Here is a 21,473-nt window from a genome sequence, read left to right as displayed (position 1 = left end):
CAGTATTCAGAATAATTTGATATAATAGATAAAGAGATTTATTTATCTCAAAATCTAACTAGACTTACAAAGGGAGGAATTGGAACATGAAATTAGGCATTGTAATTTTTCCATCTAAAATGATTCAAGATAAAGCGAACGGATTGCGTAAACGTTATGACCCGCACTACGCATTAGTTCCGCCACATATTACATTGAAAACACCCTTTGAGGCGCAAGATGAACAATTAGAGTCGATTGTAAACGAGTTACATACAATCGCAAGTAAAACGAACCCTTTCACCCTTCATGTTGGGAAAGTTGGTTCATTCGCACCTGTTAATAACGTCCTTTACTTTAAAGTAGAAAAAACACCTGAACTTACTTTCTTAAATGAAGAAATGCATGGCGGGTTATTCACGCAAGAACGCGAATATGCTTTCGTACCTCATTTAACAATCGGACAAGGCTTATCAGACGCAGAGCATGCTGATGTATTGGGCCGACTACGTATGAAAGATTTCTATTATGAACAACCAATTGATCGTTTCCATCTTCTATATCAATTAGAAAATGGAACATGGACTGTACACGAAACATTCCGTCTTGGAAAGGGGAACAACTAATTTGCACGCACAGATTGTACAAACGGACGAACAACTAAGAGATGCATTCTCTGTACGTAAACAAGTGTTTGTAAATGAACAACGTGTCTCTGCTGAAGAAGAGTACGATGAGTTTGAAGAAACTTCAACACACGTTGTTATATATGACAATGATGTTCCAGTTGGTGCTGGACGTTTTCGCATCCTTGATGGTATAGGAAAAATGGAACGCATTTGCGTGCTAAATTCCCATCGCAAAAAAGGGATTGGAAAAATTGTTATGGATTCGCTTGAAGCGTATGCAAAAGAAAATTCGCTACCAAAATTGAAACTTCACGCTCAAACACATGCTGAAGATTTCTATAAAAAACTTGGATATGTAACAAGTTCTGATGTATTTATGGAAGCAAATATCCCGCACGTCGTAATGATAAAAGAATTGTAATTTGAAAGCAGGAGGTGACCCCTCCTGTTTTTTTACATTGCTATTTTCTTTTTCTTCCGCTAAAGTTAAATGTTGATGCTATAGTTTTGAAGGTGAACATATGACACAAGAAAAATTTTCACAAAAATCGTTAACACACGCTGATATTCCGCGTGCGACATATCATATTCCGAAAACATCTACCCATTTAATTATGGAAGAAGATGTAGATGCGGCTTATTTCCGCGCTCTTGAACAACAAAATGTTTTTTTAAACGAAAAACAATTAGAAGCCGTGCGCACAACAGAAGGTCCTGTTCTTACACTAGCTGGTGCCGGAAGCGGGAAAACATCTGTTTTAACAACTCGCGTTGGTTATTTAGTAAATGTAAAACAAGTTCATCCACGAAATATTTTATTACTTACATTTACACAAAAAGCAGCTGAAGAAATACGAAGTCGTGTTGCGAAGTTACCAGGCATGAATCATGCAGCAAGTAGCTACGTAGTTGCTGGTACATTCCACTCTGTTTTCTTAAAATTGCTTCGTAGCCAAGGGTATAATCAGCAAATTTTAGCAAATGAAAAACATAAACAAATTATGATAAAGAAAATCTTAAAAGAATTGCGTTTAAAAGACGATTATGATGCGGAAACGATGCTCGCGATGATTTCACTTGAGAAAAACAAATTAAATCGTCCGAAAGATGTAAAAGCGAAAACACCAGTCGAACAAGAATTTAAAGAAGTATACGAACGTTTTGAAGAGGTAAAACAAAGATACAATTATATTGATTTCGATGACATCTTATTGGAAACATATTATATGTTAGAAAATAATGCTCCTTTACTAACTCAATTACAACAACGGTTTCACTACATTGAAGTAGATGAGTTTCAAGATACATCGTATGCACAATATGAAATCGTAAAATTGTTAGCCACGCCAAGAAATAATTTATTTATCGCAGGTGATGACGACCAGGCGATATACGGCTGGCGAGGAGCAAGTCACCAAATTATTTTATCTTTTCCCAAAGAATTTGATAACACAACAATCATTGCACTAAATACGAATTATCGATCCAATCCCTTTATCGTCGGGCTTGGAAATGAAGTTATAAAATTAAATCAAGAACGTTTTGATAAAGAGCTATACTCTGTTCGTGAGGAAGGTGTACAACCTTTTTATGCAAGACCTGCTACGACTCTTGACGAAGCAAATCAAATTTTGCAGCTTATTCAAGAAAAAGTAGAGAGTGGTGAACGTAACTTTAAAGATTTTTGTTTACTGTATCGCACACATTCTGTAAGTCGTTCGTTACTTGATCAGCTTACCATTCATAAAATCCCGTTTATTAAACACGGGGCGAGCCAATCATTTTATGAACATTCTTTAATCAAGCCTGTATTAGATCATTTAAGACTCGTGATTGAGCCGTTTCGACTAGAATCACTTTCAAACATATTGCCGACGATGTATATCGGACGTGATGATTGTATTTCATTTATTGAACGTGAACAATGGAAATATGGTGAGGGACGCTTCCCTTCTCTTCTTCATTTCTTACTATTAAATCCAAGCTTAAAACCTTTTCAAGTGAAAAAGGTAAATGAGCGCATCGATTTTATTAAGTTTATTAAAGAATTAGAACCGAAAAAAGCATTAAAAGAAATCATTCATGGTAAAGGAAAATATTTAGAGTACTTACAAAGTAACGATCGTTCTTCCTTTACGATGCATAAAGACATACAAGAAGAAATGTTGGAAGAATTAATGGAGTCTGCAACTCGTTTCACCGATATTCCAGCTTATTTACAATTTATCGACGAGGCGATTCAAGGTCAAAAAGAAATGGAAGCATTAAAAACAATGCCGCAAAAAGATGCCGTTTCACTTATGTCAATCCATAACGCAAAAGGCCTTGAATTTCCATGTGTCTTTTTACTTGGAGCAAGTGATGGAATCCTGCCTCATACTTCTTCTTTAAAAGATGCAAATGATCGTGTTACGGAAACTTCTGAAGCGTTAGAAGAAGAACGCCGATTACTGTATGTCGCCATTACACGTGCGAAAGAAGAACTTTATATTTCTTCTCCGCAATTTTTCAGAGGAAAGAAATTAGATATATCTCGTTTTTTATATACTGTGCGAAAAGATTTACCTGAAAAGACATCCACTAAATAAGGATGTCTTTTTTTATATCACGTTATGTACATCCCTCCTATATAAATTCCTTGTTTTTATCGTGAGAATTAACGTAATATCAGCCATATTCCACTCATATTGTAATAGTGTATGTCAGAACTCACGAGAAGGAGTGAACATAATGAGCTGCAATTGTAATGAAGATCATCAACATGAGTGTGATTTCAACTGTGTATCGAATGTTGTTCGTTTTATACATGAACTACAAGAATGTGCAACGACAACATGTGGATCTGGTTGCGAAGTTCCATTTTTAGGTGCACATAACAATGCATCAGTAGCGAATACACGTCCTTTTATTTTATACACAAAAACTGGAGAACCTTTTGAAGCATTTGCACCATCTTCAAGCCTTACTAGCTGCCGTTCTCCCATTTTCCGCGTAGAAAGTATAGATGATGATGACTGTGCTGTATTGCGTGTATTAACTGTAGTTTTAGGTGATGGTACCGCTGTACCACCTGGTGACGACCCAATCTGTACGTTTTTAGCTGTACCAAATGCAAGACTAATATCAACCTCCACTTGCATTACTGTTGATTTAAGTTGCTTCTGCGCTATTCAATGCTTACGCGATGTTTCTATTTAAAACTAAATAATGAGTTAAGCATGGATTGGGTGGCAGATAATTCTGCCACCCAATCCATGCTTAACGAGTATTCTTATGTAAATTTCTTAAAATTGGGAACTTGTCTAGAACATAGAACCTGTCCTTTTCATTAACTGAAAGTAGAAACAGATAAAGGAGTGAAAAACATGTTCTCTTCTGATTGCGAATTTACTAAAATCGATTGCGAGGCGAAGCCAGCTAGTACACTACCTGCCTTTGGTTTTGCTTTCAACGCGTCTGCACCTCAGTTTGCTTCACTATTTACACCACTATTATTACCTAGCGTAAGTCCAAACCCAAATATTACTGTTCCTGTAATAAATGATACAGTAAGTGTCGGAGATGGCATTCGAATTCTACGAGCTGGTATTTATCAAATCAGTTATACATTAACAATTAGTCTTGATAACTCACCTGTTGCACCAGAAGCTGGTCGTTTCTTCTTATCATTAAATACACCAGCTAATATTATTCCTGGATCAGGTACAGCAGTTCGTTCTAACGTTATTGGTACTGGTGAAGTAGACGTATCCAGCGGTGTTATTCTTATTAACTTAAATCCTGGTGACTTAATTCAAATTGTGCCAGTTCAGTTAATTGGAACTGTAGACATTCGTGCTGCAGCATTAACAGTTGCACAAATTAGCTAGTAAAAAGCGGTATTTCTAATACAGAAATACCGCTTTTTATATATAATAAAAAACACTCACAGTAGCATGAGTGTTTCATTCTTCATATTGTTTTATTGTGTTCTTCTTTTTCCCACAATTGCATCCCTTTTTCTTCACAAATCCTTGTTGTTGTAATTGTTCTTGATATGCCTGTTGTTGTGCTTGGTGTTGTTGCTGTATATGATACCACTGCTGCAGGTCATATGAATTTTGCCTTGGATTATTGCTCACAGCAAACATCTCCTCTACTGTCAATTCTGTCTATTTACTATATGAACAACTCTTTATTTCCGTTCCCTCATTCTTTTAAACTCCGCTTTTTCTCTTATTATGAAAATATATTATTCTCCCATAAAATATCCAGTAATCGTTTCAATGATTGCTGCTGCTCCTGCAATGGCTAATAATGCAAGTAACGGTTCTGCAACGATAGGAATCCAATTATATAAGACTAATAAAAAAGCACTAACCCATACACCTGTACACCAATAACAGCTTAACAATTCGCCAATCCACTTTCTTAATCCTTTACCTTTCACTTTTGTAAACGTTGATACACTTCCATCCGGCTCCGTAATCTCTAATTCATCAATAAATGGTCTTCGCAAAAAGGCTGTAATTTTATCATAAACAATTAAACGAGTGAGCCTAAAAGCAGCTAACGCAAAAATAAAAAATAAAAGCCAGCTTGTAAACAGCATGATTCCACCTTCCCTTATCCTCTTTCGCCTATTTAAAAAAAAAGGTCTTGAGATTGTGACCAAATCTCCTCGACTCCAATATCTTATTAATGTAAATACAAACAAGAAGATAAGGAGTGACATTAATGAGTTGTAACGAAAATAAACACCATGGCTCTTCTCATTGTGTAGTTGACGTTGTAAAATTCATCAATGAATTACAAGATTGTTCTACAACAACATGTGGATCTGGTTGTGAAATCCCATTCTTAGGTGCACACAATACTGCATCAGTAGCTAATACACGCCCTTTTATTTTATACACAAAAACTGGAGAACCTTTTGAAGCATTTGCACCATCATCAAGCCTTACTAGCTGCCGTTCTCCCATTTTCCGTGTGGAAAGTGTAGATGACGATAGCTGTGCTGTACTACGTGTATTAACTGTAGTTTTAGGTGACAGTTCTCCGGTACCACCTGGTGACGATCCAATTTGTACGTTTTTAGCTGTACCAAATGCAAGATTAATATCTACAACTACTTGCATTACTGTTGATTTAAGCTGTTTCTGTGCGATTCAATGCTTACGCGACGTTTCTATCGTAAAGTAAACTAAAAAACTATTGGGGTGGTAGAAGCTTTCTACCACCTTTACATATTTAAAAACCGGCCATACTAATCGATTGGATATCATCTATAGACAGCCTAATATCTCTCATACTATTTTGCGGCATAATAGATACAATGCCATTTCGATACGATATGATCGATCCAACATATGAGACTGTAGCTGTTTTTATTCTGCACCTTACTTTCGGAATGTAATGAGGGCGGTTTAGTAAAAAATGAATTTTTTCATCATTATTCATATCCTTAAATGATTTATTATACGGGACAGTTCTTACTGGTTCTGGTTCTTGCTCTTCTTGTTCTGCGTGTTCTTCTTTTTCTTCTATTTTTTCTTCCACTTGCTGCTCTTCTTGTTGTTCTTGTTCTATTACCTCTTCCACAGCACTACTTACAATATTTTCTTGTCTATTACTTTTCTCTTTTTGATCTTCATTTTCAAAGTTTGTCAGGATAATCCTTTTTATTTTCGGTGCAGCAAGTTCTAAACTTACTTGCGTGATATATAACAACGGTTTTCCAACTGTTGAACTTTTATTTTTATTCTTCACACTCGTCCCTCCCACTTCCATACGTAGCTAAATAAATCGTGTACTATTATAGTTATATTCATCACCTGATAAGAACTTTCGTTAAAAATCGTTCTTTCTCAGAACAAATAAAAAGGACAATCTCATCATTTAGAGATTGTCCTTTAAAATTTAATATTATATTTATCCTAGGATATGATACCCTGAATCAACGTGAATGTTTTCTCCTGTTACACCTCGAGCTAAATCACTGAATAGGAATACTGCTGTATCGCCAACTTCTTCTTGCGTTGTTGTGCGACGAAGTGGTGCGCGCTCCTCAATTTCTCTTAAGATTGAGTTGAAATCGCCTACACCTTTTGCAGATAACGTACGAATTGGTCCTGCAGAAATAGCGTTAACACGAATACCGTGTTGACCTAAATCGTTCGCTAAATATTTCACGCTCGCTTCTAATGAAGCTTTCGCAACACCCATAACGTTATAATTTTTCACAACGCGCTCGCCGCCAAGGTATGTTAACGTTAAAATATTTCCGCCTTCTGTCATTACTTTTTTTGCTTCTCTTGCTACAGCTGTTAAAGAGAATGCACTAATATTTTGTGCAAGTAAAAATCCATCGCGAGAAGTATCTACAAATTCACCTTTTAAGTCATCGCGATTTGCAAAAGCAATACAATGTGCTACACCGTGAATAGTACCTACTTCTTGTTTAATTGTTTCAAAGCAAGCTGTAAGTTCCTCATCATTCGTTACATCACAAGGTAATACAAGTGATTCTTGTCCTTCTAATGTGTCCGCTAATTCACGAACGTTTCTTTCTAAACGTTCTCCTGCATATGTGAATATTAATTTTGCACCTGCATTATGCAAAGAGCGAGCTATTCCCCATGCAATACTTCTTTGGTTCGCAACGCCCATAACAACAAATGTTTTCCCTTGTAATAGTTCCATGATATATCCTCCCAGAAATACTTATACTTGTTATTAGTACCTGATACTATAATTATAGTACCATAAAACCGCTTAAAGGCAAACAAAAAAGTCATTAACAGAAATTTGTTAATGACTTTTGGTTTCTATAAAAAACCGCTCTAATCCTTCTTCCCAAGACGGCATTTGTGAAAAACCATTTAATCTTAGCATGTTATGTTGAAAAATAGAATATTTGGGCCTCGCAGCCGCAGCCCCGAATTCTTCCGTTGAAACAGGTAATACATGCACTTTCATATTGGCGTACGAAAATATCTTTTGTGCAAATTCAAACCAAGAGCATGAGCCTCTGTTTGATACGTGGTATGTACCGTATAAAGAAGTATGAATGAGCTTATTAATAACCATATTCAAATCCGCCACATACGTAGGAGAGCCAACTTGATCCGCTACAACAGATATTTCATCTCTTTCTTTTCCTAATCGCATCATCGTTTTCACAAAATTATTCCCATATTTACCATATAGCCACGATGTGCGAACGATAAAATATTTATTATGTAACTCTTTGACGAACTGCTCCCCCGCATACTTAGAGGCCCCATATATATTTATCGGTGCTGGACTATGAAATTCGTCGTATCCATCTGGTCTGGCGCCTTGAAATACATAATCAGTACTAATATAAACTAGCTTCGCCCCTACTAATTGTGAAGCAACCGCTACATTTCGAGCTCCGATTGCATTTATTCTATATGCAAGATCCTGTTCTTTCTCCGCATGATCTACTTTCGTATAGGCAGCACAATGAATAATTATATGTGGTTTTATTTCTTGTACCACTTGTTGTATTCGGGATATATTTGTCACATCTAATAACTTTTTATCAAATGGATATATATCATATTCTTCAGAGTCTAACTCTTCAAATAGTTGCTTTCCTAATTGACCGTTTGCTCCTGTTATGATAACCCTCTCTTTCATTTAACATGCCCCTTACTGGTCTTTTAGTGGTTTCCACCATTCCTTATTCTTTTCATACCATTTCACCGTCTCTTGTAATCCTTGTTCAAACGTATATTTCGGTTCCCAATCAAATTCATTCTTCATTTTCTCTGCATCAATCGCATAACGACGATCGTGCCCTAAACGATCTGTAACATATTCAATGTCTTTTTTTGTTTTTCCTAAAAGAGTAATAATTTGTTCCACAACTTCTACATTTGTTTTTTCATTATTTCCACCTATATTATATACTTCTCCGACACGTCCCTTATGCAAAACAACGTCAATCGCACTGCAATGATCCGTTACATGTAACCAATCTCTTACATTTAAACCATCACCATATAACGGTAGTTTTTTTCCTTCTAGTGCATTCGTAACCATTAATGGAATTAATTTTTCAGGATACTGGTACGGTCCATAATTGTTAGAACAACGCGTTACTATAACCGGTAATTGATATGTTTTATAGTAAGATAGAGCTATCATGTCCGCGCTCGCCTTACTTGAAGAATATGGACTATTTGGAGCTAACGGCGTTTTCTCTGTGAACTTCCCTGTTTTTCCTAAAGAGCCATACACTTCATCCGTTGATACTTGCACAAGTTTTATATGCGAATATTTTTTAACTAGTTCTAATAAAGTGACCGTCCCAATTACATTTGTATCATAAAAAGGAATCGGATTTTCAATACTACGGTCCACATGTGATTCAGCTGCAAAATTTACAATCACTTGTACGTCCCGCTCTTTTATAACGTGTTCTAATAGCTCTCCATTTTGAATTTCTCCCTTTACAAAAAAGTAATTCGGGTGATCCTGAAGAGATTTTACGTTATTTAAATTCCCGCTATATGTTAATGCATCGTAATTAATAATTTTATATGTTTCATAACTTTGTAGCATGTAATGAACGAAATTACTTCCAATAAATCCAGCCCCACCTGTTACTAATATATTCATAAACAACGCTCCTACTTAAAAACTATCTTCATATTCCTCTAATAATGGTAATATCTGATCCTTATCGGACAATATAGGATCGGTTACTGGCCAAGGAATTGCTAAATCTTTATCTTCCCAAAGTAACCCTGAGTCATGCTCTGCGCTATAATATTCATCTACTTTATACATAACGATAGTATGCGGAACAAGCGTGCAAAATCCATGCGCAAACCCTTTTGGCACTAGTAATTGCCGATGGTTATCTCCACTTAAAATATATCCTTTCCATTGTTTAAATGTTGGTGATTTTTTTCGTAAATCAACGATAACATCATAAATTGCCCCTTGCATAACTTGAATGAGTTTCGTTTGTGCTTTCGGTTTTTTTTGAAAGTGTAGTCCCCGAATCGTTCCTGCCTTAGCCGAATAAGATACGTTATCCTGTACAAATGAATACGTTATCCCTAATGTTTCTAGCACCTGCTTATTATAACTCTCTGAAAAAAAGCCACGCTCGTCTCCAAACAACCTCGGTTCTAACAATTTTGCATCGGTAAAATTTGTTTCTACAACTTTCATATTCTCACCTATTCTCCGTTAAACTGTTTCCCAAAATTAATATCACGCGCTAACGTATTCGCCTTTTGAAGCGAAGCATGAGTTCCCGCATCAGTCCACCAGCCGTTCATTTCATTATAAGTAAGTACCCCTCGTTTTAAATACCAATTATTTATATCTGTAATTTCAAGTTCTCCCCGTGCAGAAGGTTTTAATTCTTTAATATAAGAAAAGACTTTCGAATCATACAAATAAATTCCCGTAACCGCATAAGAACTTTTCGGCTCTTTCGGCTTTTCTTCAATTTCAACTATTTTTCGGTTTTGAATATGTGCTACGCCAAATCTTTCGGGATCTTCTACAGATTGCAATAGCACTTTCGCACCTTCTTTTTGATTTGCAAACTCTTCAACATACGGAAGAATATCATCTGAAAAAATATTATCACCTAATATAACTACCATACGATCATTCCCGACGAAATCTTCACAAAGCCCTAACGCCTGTGCGATCCCGCCCGCTTTATCTTGCACACGATACGTAAAGGACACTCCAAATTCATGACCACTCCCTAAAAAGCTAACAACATCCCCCATATGCTCTTTACCTGTAATAATCATAATATCTGTAATATCGCATTGTTTTAGCTTATATACCGCATGATAAATCATCGGATACCGACCAACAGGAAGTAAATGTTTATTCGTTACTTTCGTTATTGGATATAATCTCGATCCAGTACCACCTGCTAAAATAATTCCTTTCACTTTGCATCTCTCCTTTATGATGGAGATAATATATCTTTGTAATGTTCTACAAACACTTTCCGGTACTTCTCATATGTATCCGCATCAAACTCATCCCCGTTGTAATGAATACACCATAAATTTGCTTGATTTGGGATACCGATTAAATAACCAGCCCTTTGAAACTCTAAAGACTGTGACACATCATAAAAGTGAAACCCTTGAAACAAATCTTCTCGCCACGGAATATCATACTGCGTTGCCATGAATAAACCATCAATTGCCTGAACTGACAAAAATGGTTGATTACCATAAAAAACCTGATCTAAATTTAATAATTGATAATTCCGTCTTCTATACTCAATCACTTTCCCTACTAAATTTTTTCCTTCCCACCATATCCCGTTATTCGGTAAAAACTGAGCTCCAGCGACTCCTATTAAACCAAGCTTTTCATTTTCTTTAAAAAGAGATATAAGTGTAGAAAACATGTCTCGATTAATAAGATATGTATCTTGATGTATATACACTTTGTATTTCGCTGGATATGAAAGGGCTCGGTTGTATGCACTCGCCATACTTTGTGCATCTCGTATCGGAAAAATTTGTACGACATAACCAGGGGGAACAAAAATGTTTCTTATTTGGCTCTCACATTGTTTGAAAAGCTCCTCATTATTTACACAAACAACGACTAATATTGTATGATCTTTCATTTTTGTCCCCCCTTTTATTCTTCCTTATTTATATCTGACATATAGTGTTCCACAAATATTTTTCGATACTTTTCATAGTTCGTCATATTCACATCAAAATGATAATGGATACACCAAGCATCGCGCTGTACAGGTACACCAACTGTATATCCTGCTTTTTTAAATTCAAACGATTGAGATACATCATAAAAATCAAATCCGTCAAATAAGTCTTCTCGCCACGGAACATCATATTGTGTCGCCATTAATAAACCATCAATACATTCTACAGGAATAAATGTTTTTGATTCATGATACGGTTGTTCTAAACTTGCCATATAAAACAAATCATTCATATAACCAATGACCTTTCCTACAATTCCACGCCCTTCGTTCCATACACCAGTTGGAGGAACATATTGCGCTCCAACCATCCCAATCATACCAAGATGTTCATGTTCCTCAAATAATTGAAGTAATCCGTATAAAAAGGCTCTATTTATAATAAAAACATCTTGATGTATATACACTTTATACTTTGCTGGATGCGAAATGGCTTGATTGTATCCACTCGTCATACTTTTCGCATTTCGAATCGGCATAAATTGGACAATATATCCTGGCGGTACTAACAATTGCAATATATGTCGCACGCAGTTTGCATACAATTTCCGATCATTTATACATGTAACAAATAATATTGTTTTGTCTGCAGCACTCATAATTGTGATTTTTCAGCTTCAATAATATACTGAAATACAACTGTCTCAGCCATGAAGCCACTTCCAAGACGATATTTTTTACAAATTCCATATAACTCCTCAATAAGCGGCTCATACATTTTATGATCAACATATACACGATCTACTTTACTAATTGAATATCCTGCTTTTAAAAACATTCTTAGCATTTCATTGAATGTAAAGAAACGAATATGTGTTTTATCTAATAAACCATATTCTGTATACGTCCAATTTCCAGCAAGCAAGGGAGCTAATACTGAAATATGAGCAACGTTTGGTATACTTGCTAAAATCACACCATTTTGCTTTATATATGGCTTTACTTTTTCTATTACAGCCCATGGATTAAATAAATGCTCTAATACATCCCCAAATATGACGCAATCAAATTGCCCCTCCTCATAAGGAAGATCTATTTTTTCTATATCCCCTAAAATAACATGATCTAGTCTTTCCTTCGCTTTTTCTGCCGCCTCTGGAAATGCCTCAATTCCTGATACACGTGTACCGTTTTCTTTAATAGCTGCTCCCAATGCACCGCTCGAGCAACCAATATCAAGAACTTCTTTCCATTCCTCTTTTATATGCTTTAATAAATTCGGATTCGCTGCATTATAATAATGCTCGGATTTTTCTTCATATAAAGAACTTTTTTCGCGACTCATTTCACACACTCCTTATGCAAATTGAATTAGAAATATAAATCTCATATGAATTCTATAAAGTGCAGATTTTGTTCATCCCCCACTGATTATTAGCCCACAAATAGTAGTATAAAACCTTTTATTTATATTGGTTACGTTACTGATACTCTAATATATAACCAATCTATTAGAGTTAGAATAACGATACATCATTTCTAAAAAACGAAACCTATTACACTTTATATGGTTTATCAAAAACTCCCCGAAAATATTTACGGTTATATTCAATTGCAGCATTATTCGGAACATAAGAAGCTGCTAATTCATTGTAATAATACGCTTTATCCTGCTCCCCTAACCTGCTATAACAAATACACATTTGTAAATAGGGTAGCCATGTGTAGCTAGCGGGACTATGGAAAGGACTCTCCGTTGCCATTGGTACTTCCGTTGCAAGTTTAAACCAAAATATCGCTTCATTATATTTTTCTTGTTCCATATATATATATCCTATTCTTGTACAATTCTCTCCTCTAGGGACGCCATACCGAAACGACTTCACACAAGATTCGATTGCCTTCTCCCACATTCCGAGCTTTGCATAGCAATCTCCTAACTTACCACATGCATAAATTTTCTCTTCATACCATCCTTCGTCTTGATTAAGAAATGTTTCATATAGAAGAACTGCATCATCATATTTTTGGTTATCCGTAGATTCATTTGCGTAATAAAATAAATCTCTCGGACTTAATTCTTCACCTGCCGCTACAGTATTTTGAAAAATTTTCAAATTACGATTTGTTACTTTTTTTTCTTTTTTATGTGTAATAGCAACATTACTACTAAAAACCTCACCAGAAATAGCTAAATACTCATGAACCTTTCCAAACCATTGGAATTGTTTTTCACGCTTTACAAGTCGATTTCTTTTTGTACAATATAAAGGTTTCCCGTTAGAATCCATCGCAAGATGATAAGGCATCGAAACAGCATCAATTTTAGGATCTAATTCTCTTTTTAAAAGTTTCAATGCTTCTTGAGCATCTTCTAATAATACGTCATCTGCATCTAGCCACAATATATACTCTTGCGTCGCTTTTGAAAAAGAAAAATTTCTTGCTGCTGCAAAATCATCAATCCACTGGAAATCATATATGTTAGAAGTGTATTTCTCTACGATTTCTTTCGTTCGATCGACGGAGCCTGTATCAACCACTATAATTTCATCCACAATTTTTTCAACTGTGTCTAAACAACGGGCTATTGTCTCCTCCTCATCTCGAACAATCATACATAAACTAATTGTAATTCCTTGCTTGTTCAACATAATCACCCTCTTCCAAATCAATCATATGTTATACATATACTAAACTTTCCATTTTTTTAAATTGTTCAAGTAGTTTAAGATTTCTTTTCAATAATTCAAATGTCCGTGTCATTTTCTTTCGGTTTTGCATCTACTATATAATGAACGCTTTATGGAGGTGAATTTATGTCAAATAATAATTATTCAAATGGATTAAATCCCGATGAATCTTTATCAGCTAGTGCATTTGACCCTAATCTTGTAGGACCTACATTACCACCGATACCACCGTTTACCCTTCCGACTGGGCCAACTGGACCGACTGGACCGACTGGGCCGACTGGTGACACTGGGACTACTGGACCTACGGGGCCGACTGGTGACACTGGGGCTACTGGACCGACTGGGCCGACTGGTGACACTGGGGCTACTGGACCTACGGGGCCGACTGGTGACACTGGGGCTACTGGACCTACGGGGCCGACTGGTGACACTGGAGCTACTGGACCTACGGGGCCGACTGGGGCTACTGGACCGACTGGACCGACTGGACCATCCGGACTAGGACTTCCAGCAGGATTGTATGCATTTAACTCCGCTGGAATTTCTTTAGATCTTGGACTTAATGCTCCAGTACCATTTAATACTGTTGGATCTCAGTTTGGTACAGCAATTTCTCAATTAGATGCTGATACTTTCGTTATTGCTGAAACTGGATTCTATAAAATCACTGTTATCGTATATACTGCGGCAATAAGTGTATTAGGGGGGCTTACAATCCAAGTAAATGGGGTATCTGTACCAGGTACTGGGGCTACTTTAATCTCAGTTGGAGCACCTATCGTTGTTCAAGCAATTACGCAAATTACGACAACTCCATCATTAGTTGAAGTAATCGTTACAGGACTTGGGCTATCATTAGCTCTTGGTACAAATGCATCTATTATTATTGAAAAAGTTGCTTAATTTTTACTTAGCAGTAGAACTGTTATCAGTTTTACTGCTTTTTCAATTTTAAATTCAATCATGAAACATTCGCTATCTACATAATCATATTGTTGTATGACATTTTGCAGGAGGCACAAATATGGAAAGTAAATCTGCTGTTCAGCTTTATCTCGAATTGCTAAAGAAGACAATTTTATTTGAAATATGGTTAGAATATGAGGCATACTTACCGGCATCTCTACATATTTCGAAAGAACTAGAATTCGAACCAGTTACAGTCCCCCTCCCTTTATTCATTAAGCAATATGCCGAAAACCATAACTTAAAAATTGTAAAACCAAATGTCTCAAAAAGTGAACGTCATGATGGAATGGATTGGCCAAGAGCAGCACATAGCATGATTGGTCGAGAACGTATGAACCAATTACAAGAGGCGATGGAAACCGTTGTTCGTGAAAATATAGAAGGTGATTTTATTGAAACAGGTGTATGGCGCGGAGGATCATGCATTTTTATGAATGGTTTTTTACAAGCAAACAACATTACGGATCGTAATGTGTGGGTTGCAGATTCATTTGAAGGTTTGCCAGCACCGAATCTAGAGCAATATCCAAAAGATTACGGTGATTATTTACACACATTCGATTACTTACGCGTCTCTTTAGAACAAGTACAAGAGAATTTCAAAAAATATGATTTACTAAATGATCAAGTGAAATTTTTAAAAGGTTGGTTTAAAGATACTTTACCAACAGCACCAATTGAAAAAATAGCAATTGCACGGCTTGATGGTGATATGTATGAATCCACCATGGATGGTCTCGTGAACTTATATGATAAAGTTTCTAAAGGTGGCTACATAATTATCGATGACTACGGGCTACCACCATGCGCTGAGGCTGTGACAGACTTTAGAAATCAACGGAATTTAAAAGCCCCTATTACTAAAATTGATGTATTTGGCGTTTATTGGAGAAAAGAATAAAAAAGATTTAATCTATAGGAGATTCCATTTTCACTCATTCTTCTCTTACTTCTGATCCAATTAAGTATTCTTTTTCGGAATCTCCCTACATATAACAATTGTTTTCCTGTGTTCTCTCACTACAAATTGAAAATTTCATTAATAGAGTTACTGCATATTCTCACATAAGAAAGGGGTATACTCATGAGCGAATTTAACAAAGAAATGACTTTACTCCCCCCTCCTGAACTCGTCCAATATGTAGGTGGCGACTTCAAAAAGGTTGGAAAAGAGTTCCTAAAGCATTTTATTCAAATTGGCGCTTTAAAATCAAATGAAAAAGTATTAGATGTAGGCTGCGGTGTCGGCCGAATGGCTGTACCATTAATGAATTACTTAAATGATGATGGAGCGTATTATGGATTTGATTTGTTTAAAGATGGAATTACTTGGTGTCAAAATAACATTTCAACTATGCGTAATAATTTTCACTTTGAACATGTTGACATATACAATCAATTCTATAATCCGGAAGGAAAAGAAGATGCCTCTCAATATCGTTTTCCCTATGAAGACGGAACATTCGATTTTATCTTTTTAACTTCTGTATTTACGCATCTTCTCCCAAAAGAATTAGAACATTACGTATCTGAAATTGTACGTGTATTAAAAAAAGACGGGAGATGTTTCATTACATTCTTTCTTATAAACCCTGAATCGTCCTATTATTTAAATGCAGGACAAAGTACATTAGGTTTTTATCATCGAATCGAAAATTGCTACGTTGTAAATAAAGATATTCCGAATTTCGCAGTTGCTTATCCTGAGACAGATATTTGCAATCTATTGAATAAGTACGGCCTAGAAATAATCAATAAGCCGCATTACGGTTTATGGTGCGGCAGACATGAATATACAAGTTACCAAGATATTGTTCTTACAAAAAAAAGCTTCTGAAAGGAAGTTATGTATGATGAATGAAAAAAATCCACCTCTCGTTTCCATCCTTATTCCTACTTATAATCGGCCTCATTATTTCAAAATTGCTCTAGAAAGTGCATTGGCACAAACTTATTCAAATATTGAAATCATCATCGGAGATGATAGTACAAATGATGAAACAGCAACTTTAATACGCGAACAATACTTACCAAATTATAAAAATATAACATACATTCGAAATACCCCTACTCTAGGACAATTTCACAATGACCTTATGCTCATAGAAAAATCAAATGGTGAGTATATAAATTTTTTAATGGACGATGACGTGTTTTATAAGCATAAAATACAAAAAATGATGACCTATTTTGAGCAAGATCCCAATAAAAATCTTGCTCTTGTTACTTCTTATCGAGTACGCATTGATGATCATGGAAATCTAATCGGTGATTCCCATCCAACACAAAGGTTATATAGTGAAGACACCCCATTAAACGGGATATTTTTAGGTAATTGGATGTTAAAGGGCGGACACAACATTATCGGTGAGCCTACAACTACTTTGTTCCGAAAGGAATTGCTCACTGAACCTTTTGGCACCCTTAAAGAGCGACAATATTCTTGTAGTGTTGATATGGCCTCATGGATTTCTTTACTTTCTAAAGGAAATGCAATATACATTTCTGAGCCTTTAAGTCAATTTCGCTACCATGCTGGACAACAAATACACAATAAGCTCCTTCAAGGTTGTGAAGATTTCACACACCTTGTTATAACAGCAAAAGAATATGGCTTTTTACAAAATACTACGGACTATAGAGCAGCTCTACTTAGTGCTTACCAATGGTGTAAAAGTTCCTTAAAATACTATCTTCATCAACTAGATATTTTTCCTGACGCACATGTACGTCTCTCTCATTGTTTGGATATAATTATTAAAGAGCTAAACAATTAAACTACTCTGCAAAATTAAAAGTGTATGGACTATATGTGAATCATTCGTATAGTTCATACATTCTTTCTCATACTATAAAGTGAAACTTTAATCAGCTCTCACCAATCGGGCTTTTACGGGCAGTTGATCCCCCACCTAACTTCTTCGCTTTCGCTGAATTTTGAGGTGGGGGTCTTACTGCCCATTAATGCGGGATAAAATCCATTACTATAAAGAGCAGTAGAAAGGAATACCTACATTGAAAGATCCAAATTCTCAATATCAAATAGACTACGTATTACTATTTATTTTATTTGCCATTGGGATTGTTAGTTGTTGTGCTATTGCAAGTGCGCAAGCCTCTTTACCGCCATTTTTACAAAACGTCAATTTTGTACTAAAGCAAATCCAATGGTATTTCATTGGATTTATAGCCATTGGTGTTATTATGATTATCGACTTCGATCGTTATCAAAAAATTGCTTGGTATTTGTACAGCTTTGCAATGGTACTACTTATTGGACTAGAACTTCAAGTACCAGGTGCCGTTACAATTAAAGGCGCTACCGCTTGGTACAGGCTCCCAGGCATCGGAAATTTTCAGCCTTCTGAAATTATGAAATTGTTTTTAATTATCGTCATTGGACGAATTATAGCAAATCATAATGAGAAATATTTTTCCCAAACGATACATGACGATTTTTTACTACTTGGAAAAATATTTGCAACAAGCTTGCCACCACTACTACTTATTGCAAAAGAACCAGATTTAGGAAACACAATGGTCATTTCAGCGATGCTTGCAGCAATGATACTAGTTTCTGGCATACGATGGCGTTTTATTTTTGGATTAGTTTCAGGTACTTTCGTTGCTGGATCTACATTAATATATATTTTTTTTACTCACACAGATTTCTTTAAAGCACACATTTTAAAAGAATATCAATTAAATCGCTTCTACGGATGGTTAGCACCTTACAAATATGATGCACAAGGCTATCAATTAAGACAAGCATTCTTAGCGACTGGATCCGGAGAAATGCAAGGAAAAGGGTGGGAAAATGGACAAGTATATTTTCCAGAACCACATACAGATTTTATTTTCACTAATGTCGCTGAACAATTTGGATTTCTAGGCGCAAGTGTCATTATTTCTCTTTTTTTCTTACTCATTTTTCGAATGATTCATATTGCTTTAGAAAGTAATGACCCTTTCGGTAGTTACATTTGCGCTGGTACAATCGGAATGTTTACTTTCCAAGTATTCCAAAATATCGGGATGACAATCGGATTACTCCCCATTACAGGGATAACATTACCTCTTATGAGTTACGGAGGAAGTTCACTGCTTACATACATGATTGCGATTGGATTCATTTTAAATGTTCGCTCAAGAACGAAAATCTTTATGTTTAAATGAACAACACAAAAACGCTATATTTTTATCTCTATCCTTTTTTAGATATACTAATGAAAAATACGATGGAGGTTTAAATATGAAATATGACATTATAGGAGATATTCATGGATGCTTCCAAGAGTTTCAAAATTTAACAGAGAAGCTAGGATATAACTGGAGTAGCGGTCTACCGGTTCACCCTGACCAACGTAAACTTGCATTCGTTGGCGATATTACAGACCGTGGTCCTCATTCATTACGTATGATTGAAATTGTATGGGAACTTGTCATACATAAAAAAGAAGCTTATTACGCTCCTGGAAATCACTGTAATAAACTATATCGATTTTTCCTTGGGCGTAATGTAACAGTCGCTCACGGACTTGAAACAACTGTTGCTGAATATGAGGCACTTCCTTCTCATAAGCAAAACGTTATAAAAGAAAAGTTTATCACTCTTTATGAACAATCACCGCTCTACCACATACTAGATGAAAAAAGAGTAATCGTATGTCACGCTGGGATTCGGCAAGATTACATAGGAAGACGAGATAAAAAAGTACAAACCTTTGTATTATATGGCGATATTACAGGAGAAAAGCATGCCGATGGCTCACCTGTCCGTCGCGATTGGGCGCAAGAGTACAAGGGGCAAGCTTGGATTGTATATGGACATACACCAGTAGCAGAACCTCGATTCGTCAATCAGACAGTCAATATTGATACTGGTGCTGTATTTGGTGGCAAATTAACCGGATTACGTTATCCTGAAATGGAGACTATCTCTGTTCCTTCTTCTTTACCTTTTGTCGCTGAGAAATTCCGTCCAATTTCATAACTACCTTACTTAGCGAAAGATTACCGTATTATTTAGGCAGATCTCATATAAAACTAGGTAAAGTAATTAAAAAAAGATGCAATAAAGTGCATCTTTTTTTAATTACACTACATATAATGTCGCAGGAGGTGACAGAATGAAGAAAAAATCTTCTAAACAAAAAAGAAAATTTCCCCCTTTATATCTGCCCATGTACGGAATTAACAACTGGTGTAGTATTCGGGCTGCAGCGATAGAAGAACTGGAAGAACAAGAGTCATCAAAAAAAAGCAAAGTAAAACCAACATATGTCTCTTTAGAAAATGCTGTGATGAGCCGCATAATCGATCGCAGAAAAATAAAGATGCAACAAAAAAATAAACAGCTCTCAAATCAAGATGAACAGGTAATACATTCTAATCAAACAGAAGAAAAGACGGAAGAAAATATTTCTGTAGCAATAAATAAAAAAGTGGAACCAGAAATTCCAGCTGCTATTATAAACAAAGTAAAAAAAATAAAAGAGGCATTGGCTTCATCGAATGATATACAAACTGAAAAACCACTCATAATTGAGACACCTACACCTGAAAATACAAAAGTTAAAAGGGGCGGCCGATATGCATATGCGGAAGGGCTTCACTCTCATGCGGAGGGCATGGCAGCACATGCGGAAGGCTTATTAACACACGCAAAAGGTTCTTTCTCTCATGCAGAAGGATCAAACTCAAAAGCAACCGGACATAGTTCCCATAGTGAGGGAAGTGAAACGACAGCAGGCGGAGCTTATTCTCATGCAGAGGGGAAACAGACGATTGCTTTAGGCGAAGCAGCACACGCAGAAGGAACCGCAACTATCGCTAACGGATCCTCTTCTCATGCGGAAGGTCATCATACATCAACAGCTCATTTTGCAGGTAGCCATATTATGGGGCGCTTCGGCACTGCAGAAGAAGCTTATTCTTGGTTTATTGCAAATGGTGTAAGCGACACCGACCATAATATCGGGGCTAAATGGCTTGCCCATAATGGAGAAATGTACATTGAGGGTGCGTCTTACAATGCAAGTGGAACGGATTTTGCACAAATGTTTGAAACCGAAGATCATAAACCTATTGATGTCGGTTATTTCGTTACATTTAGTAGCGAAGAAAAAATTCGGATAGCTACTTCACACGACTCGTTCATTTTAGGAATATCTAGTGCAACCCCTGCCCTTATAGGAAATAGCGGGGCTTTAAGTTGGGAAAAACGTTATAAAACAGATAACTTTGGAAAACGCCAATATGTATGGACGGAAACCGAAGAAATACAACCTCTTTTAAATACAGAATGGGATCCAACTCGCAAATATGTAGCAAGAAAAGATCGCGCCGAGTGGCTTCCTGTCGGATTAATTGGACAAATGTTAGTACGTGATGACGGCACTTGCGAAGCACATGGATTTTGTCTTCCAAATGACAATGGCATTGCTACAAAAGCCGAAAGTGGATTTTTCGTTATAAAGCGTACGGGTGAAAACCAAATTTTAATATTATTCCGCTAAGAAAAAGGGA

Annotated in this window: 25 protein-coding genes; 13 read left to right on the top strand and 12 right to left on the bottom strand. The window is 36.2% G+C overall.

All coding sequences use genetic code 11. The annotated features are described in order from the left end of the window. Positions 1-86: 86 nt before the first annotated feature. The 5 genes from NST90_RS06125 to exsF all read left to right on the top strand — a co-directional run bounded on the left by NST90_RS06125 (position 87) and on the right by exsF (position 4,477). Positions 87-605, top strand: a complete 519-nt coding sequence (locus NST90_RS06125) for a YjcG family protein (RefSeq protein WP_000765862.1) — start codon at positions 87-89, stop codon at positions 603-605. Position 606: 1 nt separating this feature from the next. Further along, positions 607-1,029 (top strand): GNAT family N-acetyltransferase, encoded by a 423-nt coding sequence (locus tag NST90_RS06120; protein WP_000543295.1) that lies wholly within the window; start codon positions 607-609, stop codon positions 1,027-1,029. 100 nt (positions 1,030-1,129) lie between these two features. Continuing rightward, complete coding sequence (locus NST90_RS06115) at positions 1,130-3,196, top strand: ATP-dependent helicase (RefSeq protein WP_000191204.1); 2,067 nt, start codon at positions 1,130-1,132, stop codon at positions 3,194-3,196. Positions 3,197-3,338: 142 nt separating this feature from the next. Beyond that, positions 3,339-3,806 (top strand): spore coat protein CotY, encoded by a 468-nt coding sequence (gene cotY, locus NST90_RS06110; protein WP_001277719.1) that lies wholly within the window; start codon positions 3,339-3,341, stop codon positions 3,804-3,806. Positions 3,807-3,973: 167 nt separating this feature from the next. Next, positions 3,974-4,477, top strand: a complete 504-nt coding sequence (gene exsF / locus NST90_RS06105; RefSeq protein ID WP_000492939.1) for an exosporium protein ExsF — start codon at positions 3,974-3,976, stop codon at positions 4,475-4,477. Between the two features lie 75 nt (positions 4,478-4,552). On the opposite strand, the gene NST90_RS06100 is transcribed toward exsF, so the two are convergent. Next, on the bottom strand, positions 4,553-4,738 hold the full coding sequence (locus NST90_RS06100; protein WP_029948404.1) for a hypothetical protein: 186 nt from the start codon (positions 4,736-4,738) through the stop codon (positions 4,553-4,555). 101 nt (positions 4,739-4,839) lie between these two features. Further along, positions 4,840-5,199, bottom strand: a complete 360-nt coding sequence (locus NST90_RS06095; RefSeq protein ID WP_000899662.1) for a DUF1360 domain-containing protein — start codon at positions 5,197-5,199, stop codon at positions 4,840-4,842. A 125-nt stretch (positions 5,200-5,324) separates the two neighbouring features. Here NST90_RS06095 and exsY point away from each other — a divergent pair, with 125 nt between their 5' ends. Beyond that, positions 5,325-5,789, top strand: coding sequence for an exosporium assembly protein ExsY (exsY, locus tag NST90_RS06090; protein ID WP_001277744.1), 465 nt, complete (start codon positions 5,325-5,327; stop codon positions 5,787-5,789). A gap of 48 nt (positions 5,790-5,837) precedes the next feature. On the opposite strand, the gene NST90_RS06085 is transcribed toward exsY, so the two are convergent. The 10 genes from NST90_RS06085 to NST90_RS06040 all read right to left on the bottom strand — a co-directional run bounded on the left by NST90_RS06085 (position 5,838) and on the right by NST90_RS06040 (position 13,934). After that, positions 5,838-6,377, bottom strand: coding sequence for a spore coat CotO family protein (locus tag NST90_RS06085; protein WP_080348333.1), 540 nt, complete (start codon positions 6,375-6,377; stop codon positions 5,838-5,840). Positions 6,378-6,518: 141 nt separating this feature from the next. Further along, entirely contained in the window at positions 6,519-7,289 is a 771-nt protein-coding gene (fabI, locus tag NST90_RS06080) for an enoyl-ACP reductase FabI (RefSeq protein WP_000421886.1), read from the bottom strand. Between the two features lie 108 nt (positions 7,290-7,397). Continuing rightward, a complete protein-coding gene (rfbD, locus tag NST90_RS06075) occupies positions 7,398-8,252 on the bottom strand; it encodes a dTDP-4-dehydrorhamnose reductase (protein WP_000664652.1) in 855 nt (284 codons plus the stop codon). A 12-nt stretch (positions 8,253-8,264) separates the two neighbouring features. Continuing rightward, complete coding sequence (rfbB, locus tag NST90_RS06070) at positions 8,265-9,236, bottom strand: dTDP-glucose 4,6-dehydratase (RefSeq protein WP_001024166.1); 972 nt, start codon at positions 9,234-9,236, stop codon at positions 8,265-8,267. Between the two features lie 15 nt (positions 9,237-9,251). After that, positions 9,252-9,797 (bottom strand): dTDP-4-dehydrorhamnose 3,5-epimerase, encoded by a 546-nt coding sequence (gene rfbC / locus NST90_RS06065; RefSeq protein WP_000869418.1) that lies wholly within the window; start codon positions 9,795-9,797, stop codon positions 9,252-9,254. Between the two features lie 8 nt (positions 9,798-9,805). Continuing rightward, on the bottom strand, positions 9,806-10,543 hold the full coding sequence (locus NST90_RS06060) for a sugar phosphate nucleotidyltransferase (protein ID WP_000676157.1): 738 nt from the start codon (positions 10,541-10,543) through the stop codon (positions 9,806-9,808). Between the two features lie 14 nt (positions 10,544-10,557). Next, positions 10,558-11,238: a glycosyltransferase family protein gene (locus NST90_RS06055; RefSeq protein ID WP_000651527.1), complete on the bottom strand. Its 681-nt coding sequence runs from the start codon at positions 11,236-11,238 to the stop codon at positions 10,558-10,560. A gap of 14 nt (positions 11,239-11,252) precedes the next feature. After that, complete coding sequence (locus tag NST90_RS06050; protein WP_001271180.1) at positions 11,253-11,939, bottom strand: glycosyltransferase family protein; 687 nt, start codon at positions 11,937-11,939, stop codon at positions 11,253-11,255. After that, the gene (locus tag NST90_RS06045; protein ID WP_046392462.1) at positions 11,936-12,625 is read right to left on the bottom strand and encodes a class I SAM-dependent methyltransferase; all 690 of its coding nucleotides are present in this window, start codon (positions 12,623-12,625) and stop codon (positions 11,936-11,938) included. The genes NST90_RS06050 and NST90_RS06045 overlap by 4 nt, the downstream gene beginning before the upstream one ends. Before the next feature lie 211 nt (positions 12,626-12,836). Further along, entirely contained in the window at positions 12,837-13,934 is a 1,098-nt protein-coding gene (locus NST90_RS06040; protein WP_000932908.1) for a glycosyltransferase family 2 protein, read from the bottom strand. Between the two features lie 165 nt (positions 13,935-14,099). Here NST90_RS06040 and NST90_RS06035 point away from each other — a divergent pair, with 165 nt between their 5' ends. From NST90_RS06035 to NST90_RS06005, 7 genes are all read left to right on the top strand, one after another. Continuing rightward, positions 14,100-14,879, top strand: coding sequence for an exosporium leader peptide-containing protein (locus NST90_RS06035; protein ID WP_339201207.1), 780 nt, complete (start codon positions 14,100-14,102; stop codon positions 14,877-14,879). A gap of 121 nt (positions 14,880-15,000) precedes the next feature. After that, a complete protein-coding gene (locus NST90_RS06030; protein WP_000444381.1) occupies positions 15,001-15,846 on the top strand; it encodes a TylF/MycF family methyltransferase in 846 nt (281 codons plus the stop codon). Positions 15,847-16,029: 183 nt separating this feature from the next. Further along, positions 16,030-16,782, top strand: a complete 753-nt coding sequence (locus tag NST90_RS06025; RefSeq protein WP_001288765.1) for a class I SAM-dependent methyltransferase — start codon at positions 16,030-16,032, stop codon at positions 16,780-16,782. A gap of 13 nt (positions 16,783-16,795) precedes the next feature. After that, the gene (locus NST90_RS06020) at positions 16,796-17,722 is read left to right on the top strand and encodes a glycosyltransferase (RefSeq protein WP_000980807.1); all 927 of its coding nucleotides are present in this window, start codon (positions 16,796-16,798) and stop codon (positions 17,720-17,722) included. Positions 17,723-17,960: 238 nt separating this feature from the next. Continuing rightward, on the top strand, positions 17,961-19,121 hold the full coding sequence (locus tag NST90_RS06015) for an FtsW/RodA/SpoVE family cell cycle protein (RefSeq protein ID WP_000654702.1): 1,161 nt from the start codon (positions 17,961-17,963) through the stop codon (positions 19,119-19,121). Positions 19,122-19,197: 76 nt separating this feature from the next. Continuing rightward, complete coding sequence (gene prpE, locus NST90_RS06010; protein ID WP_000872700.1) at positions 19,198-19,938, top strand: bis(5'-nucleosyl)-tetraphosphatase PrpE; 741 nt, start codon at positions 19,198-19,200, stop codon at positions 19,936-19,938. A gap of 136 nt (positions 19,939-20,074) precedes the next feature. After that, positions 20,075-21,463: a peptidase G2 autoproteolytic cleavage domain-containing protein gene (locus tag NST90_RS06005; RefSeq protein ID WP_000730518.1), complete on the top strand. Its 1,389-nt coding sequence runs from the start codon at positions 20,075-20,077 to the stop codon at positions 21,461-21,463. Positions 21,464-21,473: the final 10 nt, after the last annotated feature.

The sequence above is a fragment of the Bacillus sp. FSL E2-8900 genome, assembly GCF_037966225.1.
Taxonomy (GTDB): domain Bacteria; phylum Bacillota; class Bacilli; order Bacillales; family Bacillaceae_G; genus Bacillus_A; species Bacillus_A cereus.
This window is presented reverse-complemented; position numbering and strand designations above follow the sequence as displayed.

Excerpts from the sequence above, each read along its gene's own strand:
- prpE (WP_000872700.1), top strand. The coding sequence starts at position 19,198 with ATGAAATATGACATTATAGGAGATATTCATGGATGCTTCCAAGAGTTT.
- NST90_RS06050 (WP_001271180.1), bottom strand. The coding sequence starts at position 11,939 with ATGAGTGCTGCAGACAAAACAATATTATTTGTTACATGTATAAATGAT.
- rfbD (WP_000664652.1), bottom strand. The coding sequence starts at position 8,252 with ATGAAAGAGAGGGTTATCATAACAGGAGCAAACGGTCAATTAGGAAAG.
- NST90_RS06035 (WP_339201207.1), top strand. The coding sequence starts at position 14,100 with ATGTCAAATAATAATTATTCAAATGGATTAAATCCCGATGAATCTTTA.
- rfbC (WP_000869418.1), bottom strand. The coding sequence starts at position 9,797 with ATGAAAGTTGTAGAAACAAATTTTACCGATGCAAAATTGTTAGAACCG.
- NST90_RS06040 (WP_000932908.1), bottom strand. The coding sequence starts at position 13,934 with ATGTTGAACAAGCAAGGAATTACAATTAGTTTATGTATGATTGTTCGA.
- NST90_RS06045 (WP_046392462.1), bottom strand. The coding sequence starts at position 12,625 with ATGAGTCGCGAAAAAAGTTCTTTATATGAAGAAAAATCCGAGCATTAT.
- NST90_RS06125 (WP_000765862.1), top strand. The coding sequence starts at position 87 with ATGAAATTAGGCATTGTAATTTTTCCATCTAAAATGATTCAAGATAAA.
- NST90_RS06020 (WP_000980807.1), top strand. The coding sequence starts at position 16,796 with ATGATGAATGAAAAAAATCCACCTCTCGTTTCCATCCTTATTCCTACT.
- NST90_RS06025 (WP_001288765.1), top strand. The coding sequence starts at position 16,030 with ATGAGCGAATTTAACAAAGAAATGACTTTACTCCCCCCTCCTGAACTC.
- rfbB (WP_001024166.1), bottom strand. The coding sequence starts at position 9,236 with ATGAATATATTAGTAACAGGTGGGGCTGGATTTATTGGAAGTAATTTC.
- NST90_RS06095 (WP_000899662.1), bottom strand. The coding sequence starts at position 5,199 with ATGCTGTTTACAAGCTGGCTTTTATTTTTTATTTTTGCGTTAGCTGCT.
- NST90_RS06115 (WP_000191204.1), top strand. The coding sequence starts at position 1,130 with ATGACACAAGAAAAATTTTCACAAAAATCGTTAACACACGCTGATATT.
- cotY (WP_001277719.1), top strand. The coding sequence starts at position 3,339 with ATGAGCTGCAATTGTAATGAAGATCATCAACATGAGTGTGATTTCAAC.
- exsY (WP_001277744.1), top strand. The coding sequence starts at position 5,325 with ATGAGTTGTAACGAAAATAAACACCATGGCTCTTCTCATTGTGTAGTT.
- exsF (WP_000492939.1), top strand. The coding sequence starts at position 3,974 with ATGTTCTCTTCTGATTGCGAATTTACTAAAATCGATTGCGAGGCGAAG.
- NST90_RS06100 (WP_029948404.1), bottom strand. The coding sequence starts at position 4,738 with ATGTTTGCTGTGAGCAATAATCCAAGGCAAAATTCATATGACCTGCAG.
- fabI (WP_000421886.1), bottom strand. The coding sequence starts at position 7,289 with ATGGAACTATTACAAGGGAAAACATTTGTTGTTATGGGCGTTGCGAAC.
- NST90_RS06030 (WP_000444381.1), top strand. The coding sequence starts at position 15,001 with ATGGAAAGTAAATCTGCTGTTCAGCTTTATCTCGAATTGCTAAAGAAG.
- NST90_RS06085 (WP_080348333.1), bottom strand. The coding sequence starts at position 6,377 with ATGGAAGTGGGAGGGACGAGTGTGAAGAATAAAAATAAAAGTTCAACA.
- NST90_RS06055 (WP_000651527.1), bottom strand. The coding sequence starts at position 11,238 with ATGAAAGATCATACAATATTAGTCGTTGTTTGTGTAAATAATGAGGAG.
- NST90_RS06005 (WP_000730518.1), top strand. The coding sequence starts at position 20,075 with ATGAAGAAAAAATCTTCTAAACAAAAAAGAAAATTTCCCCCTTTATAT.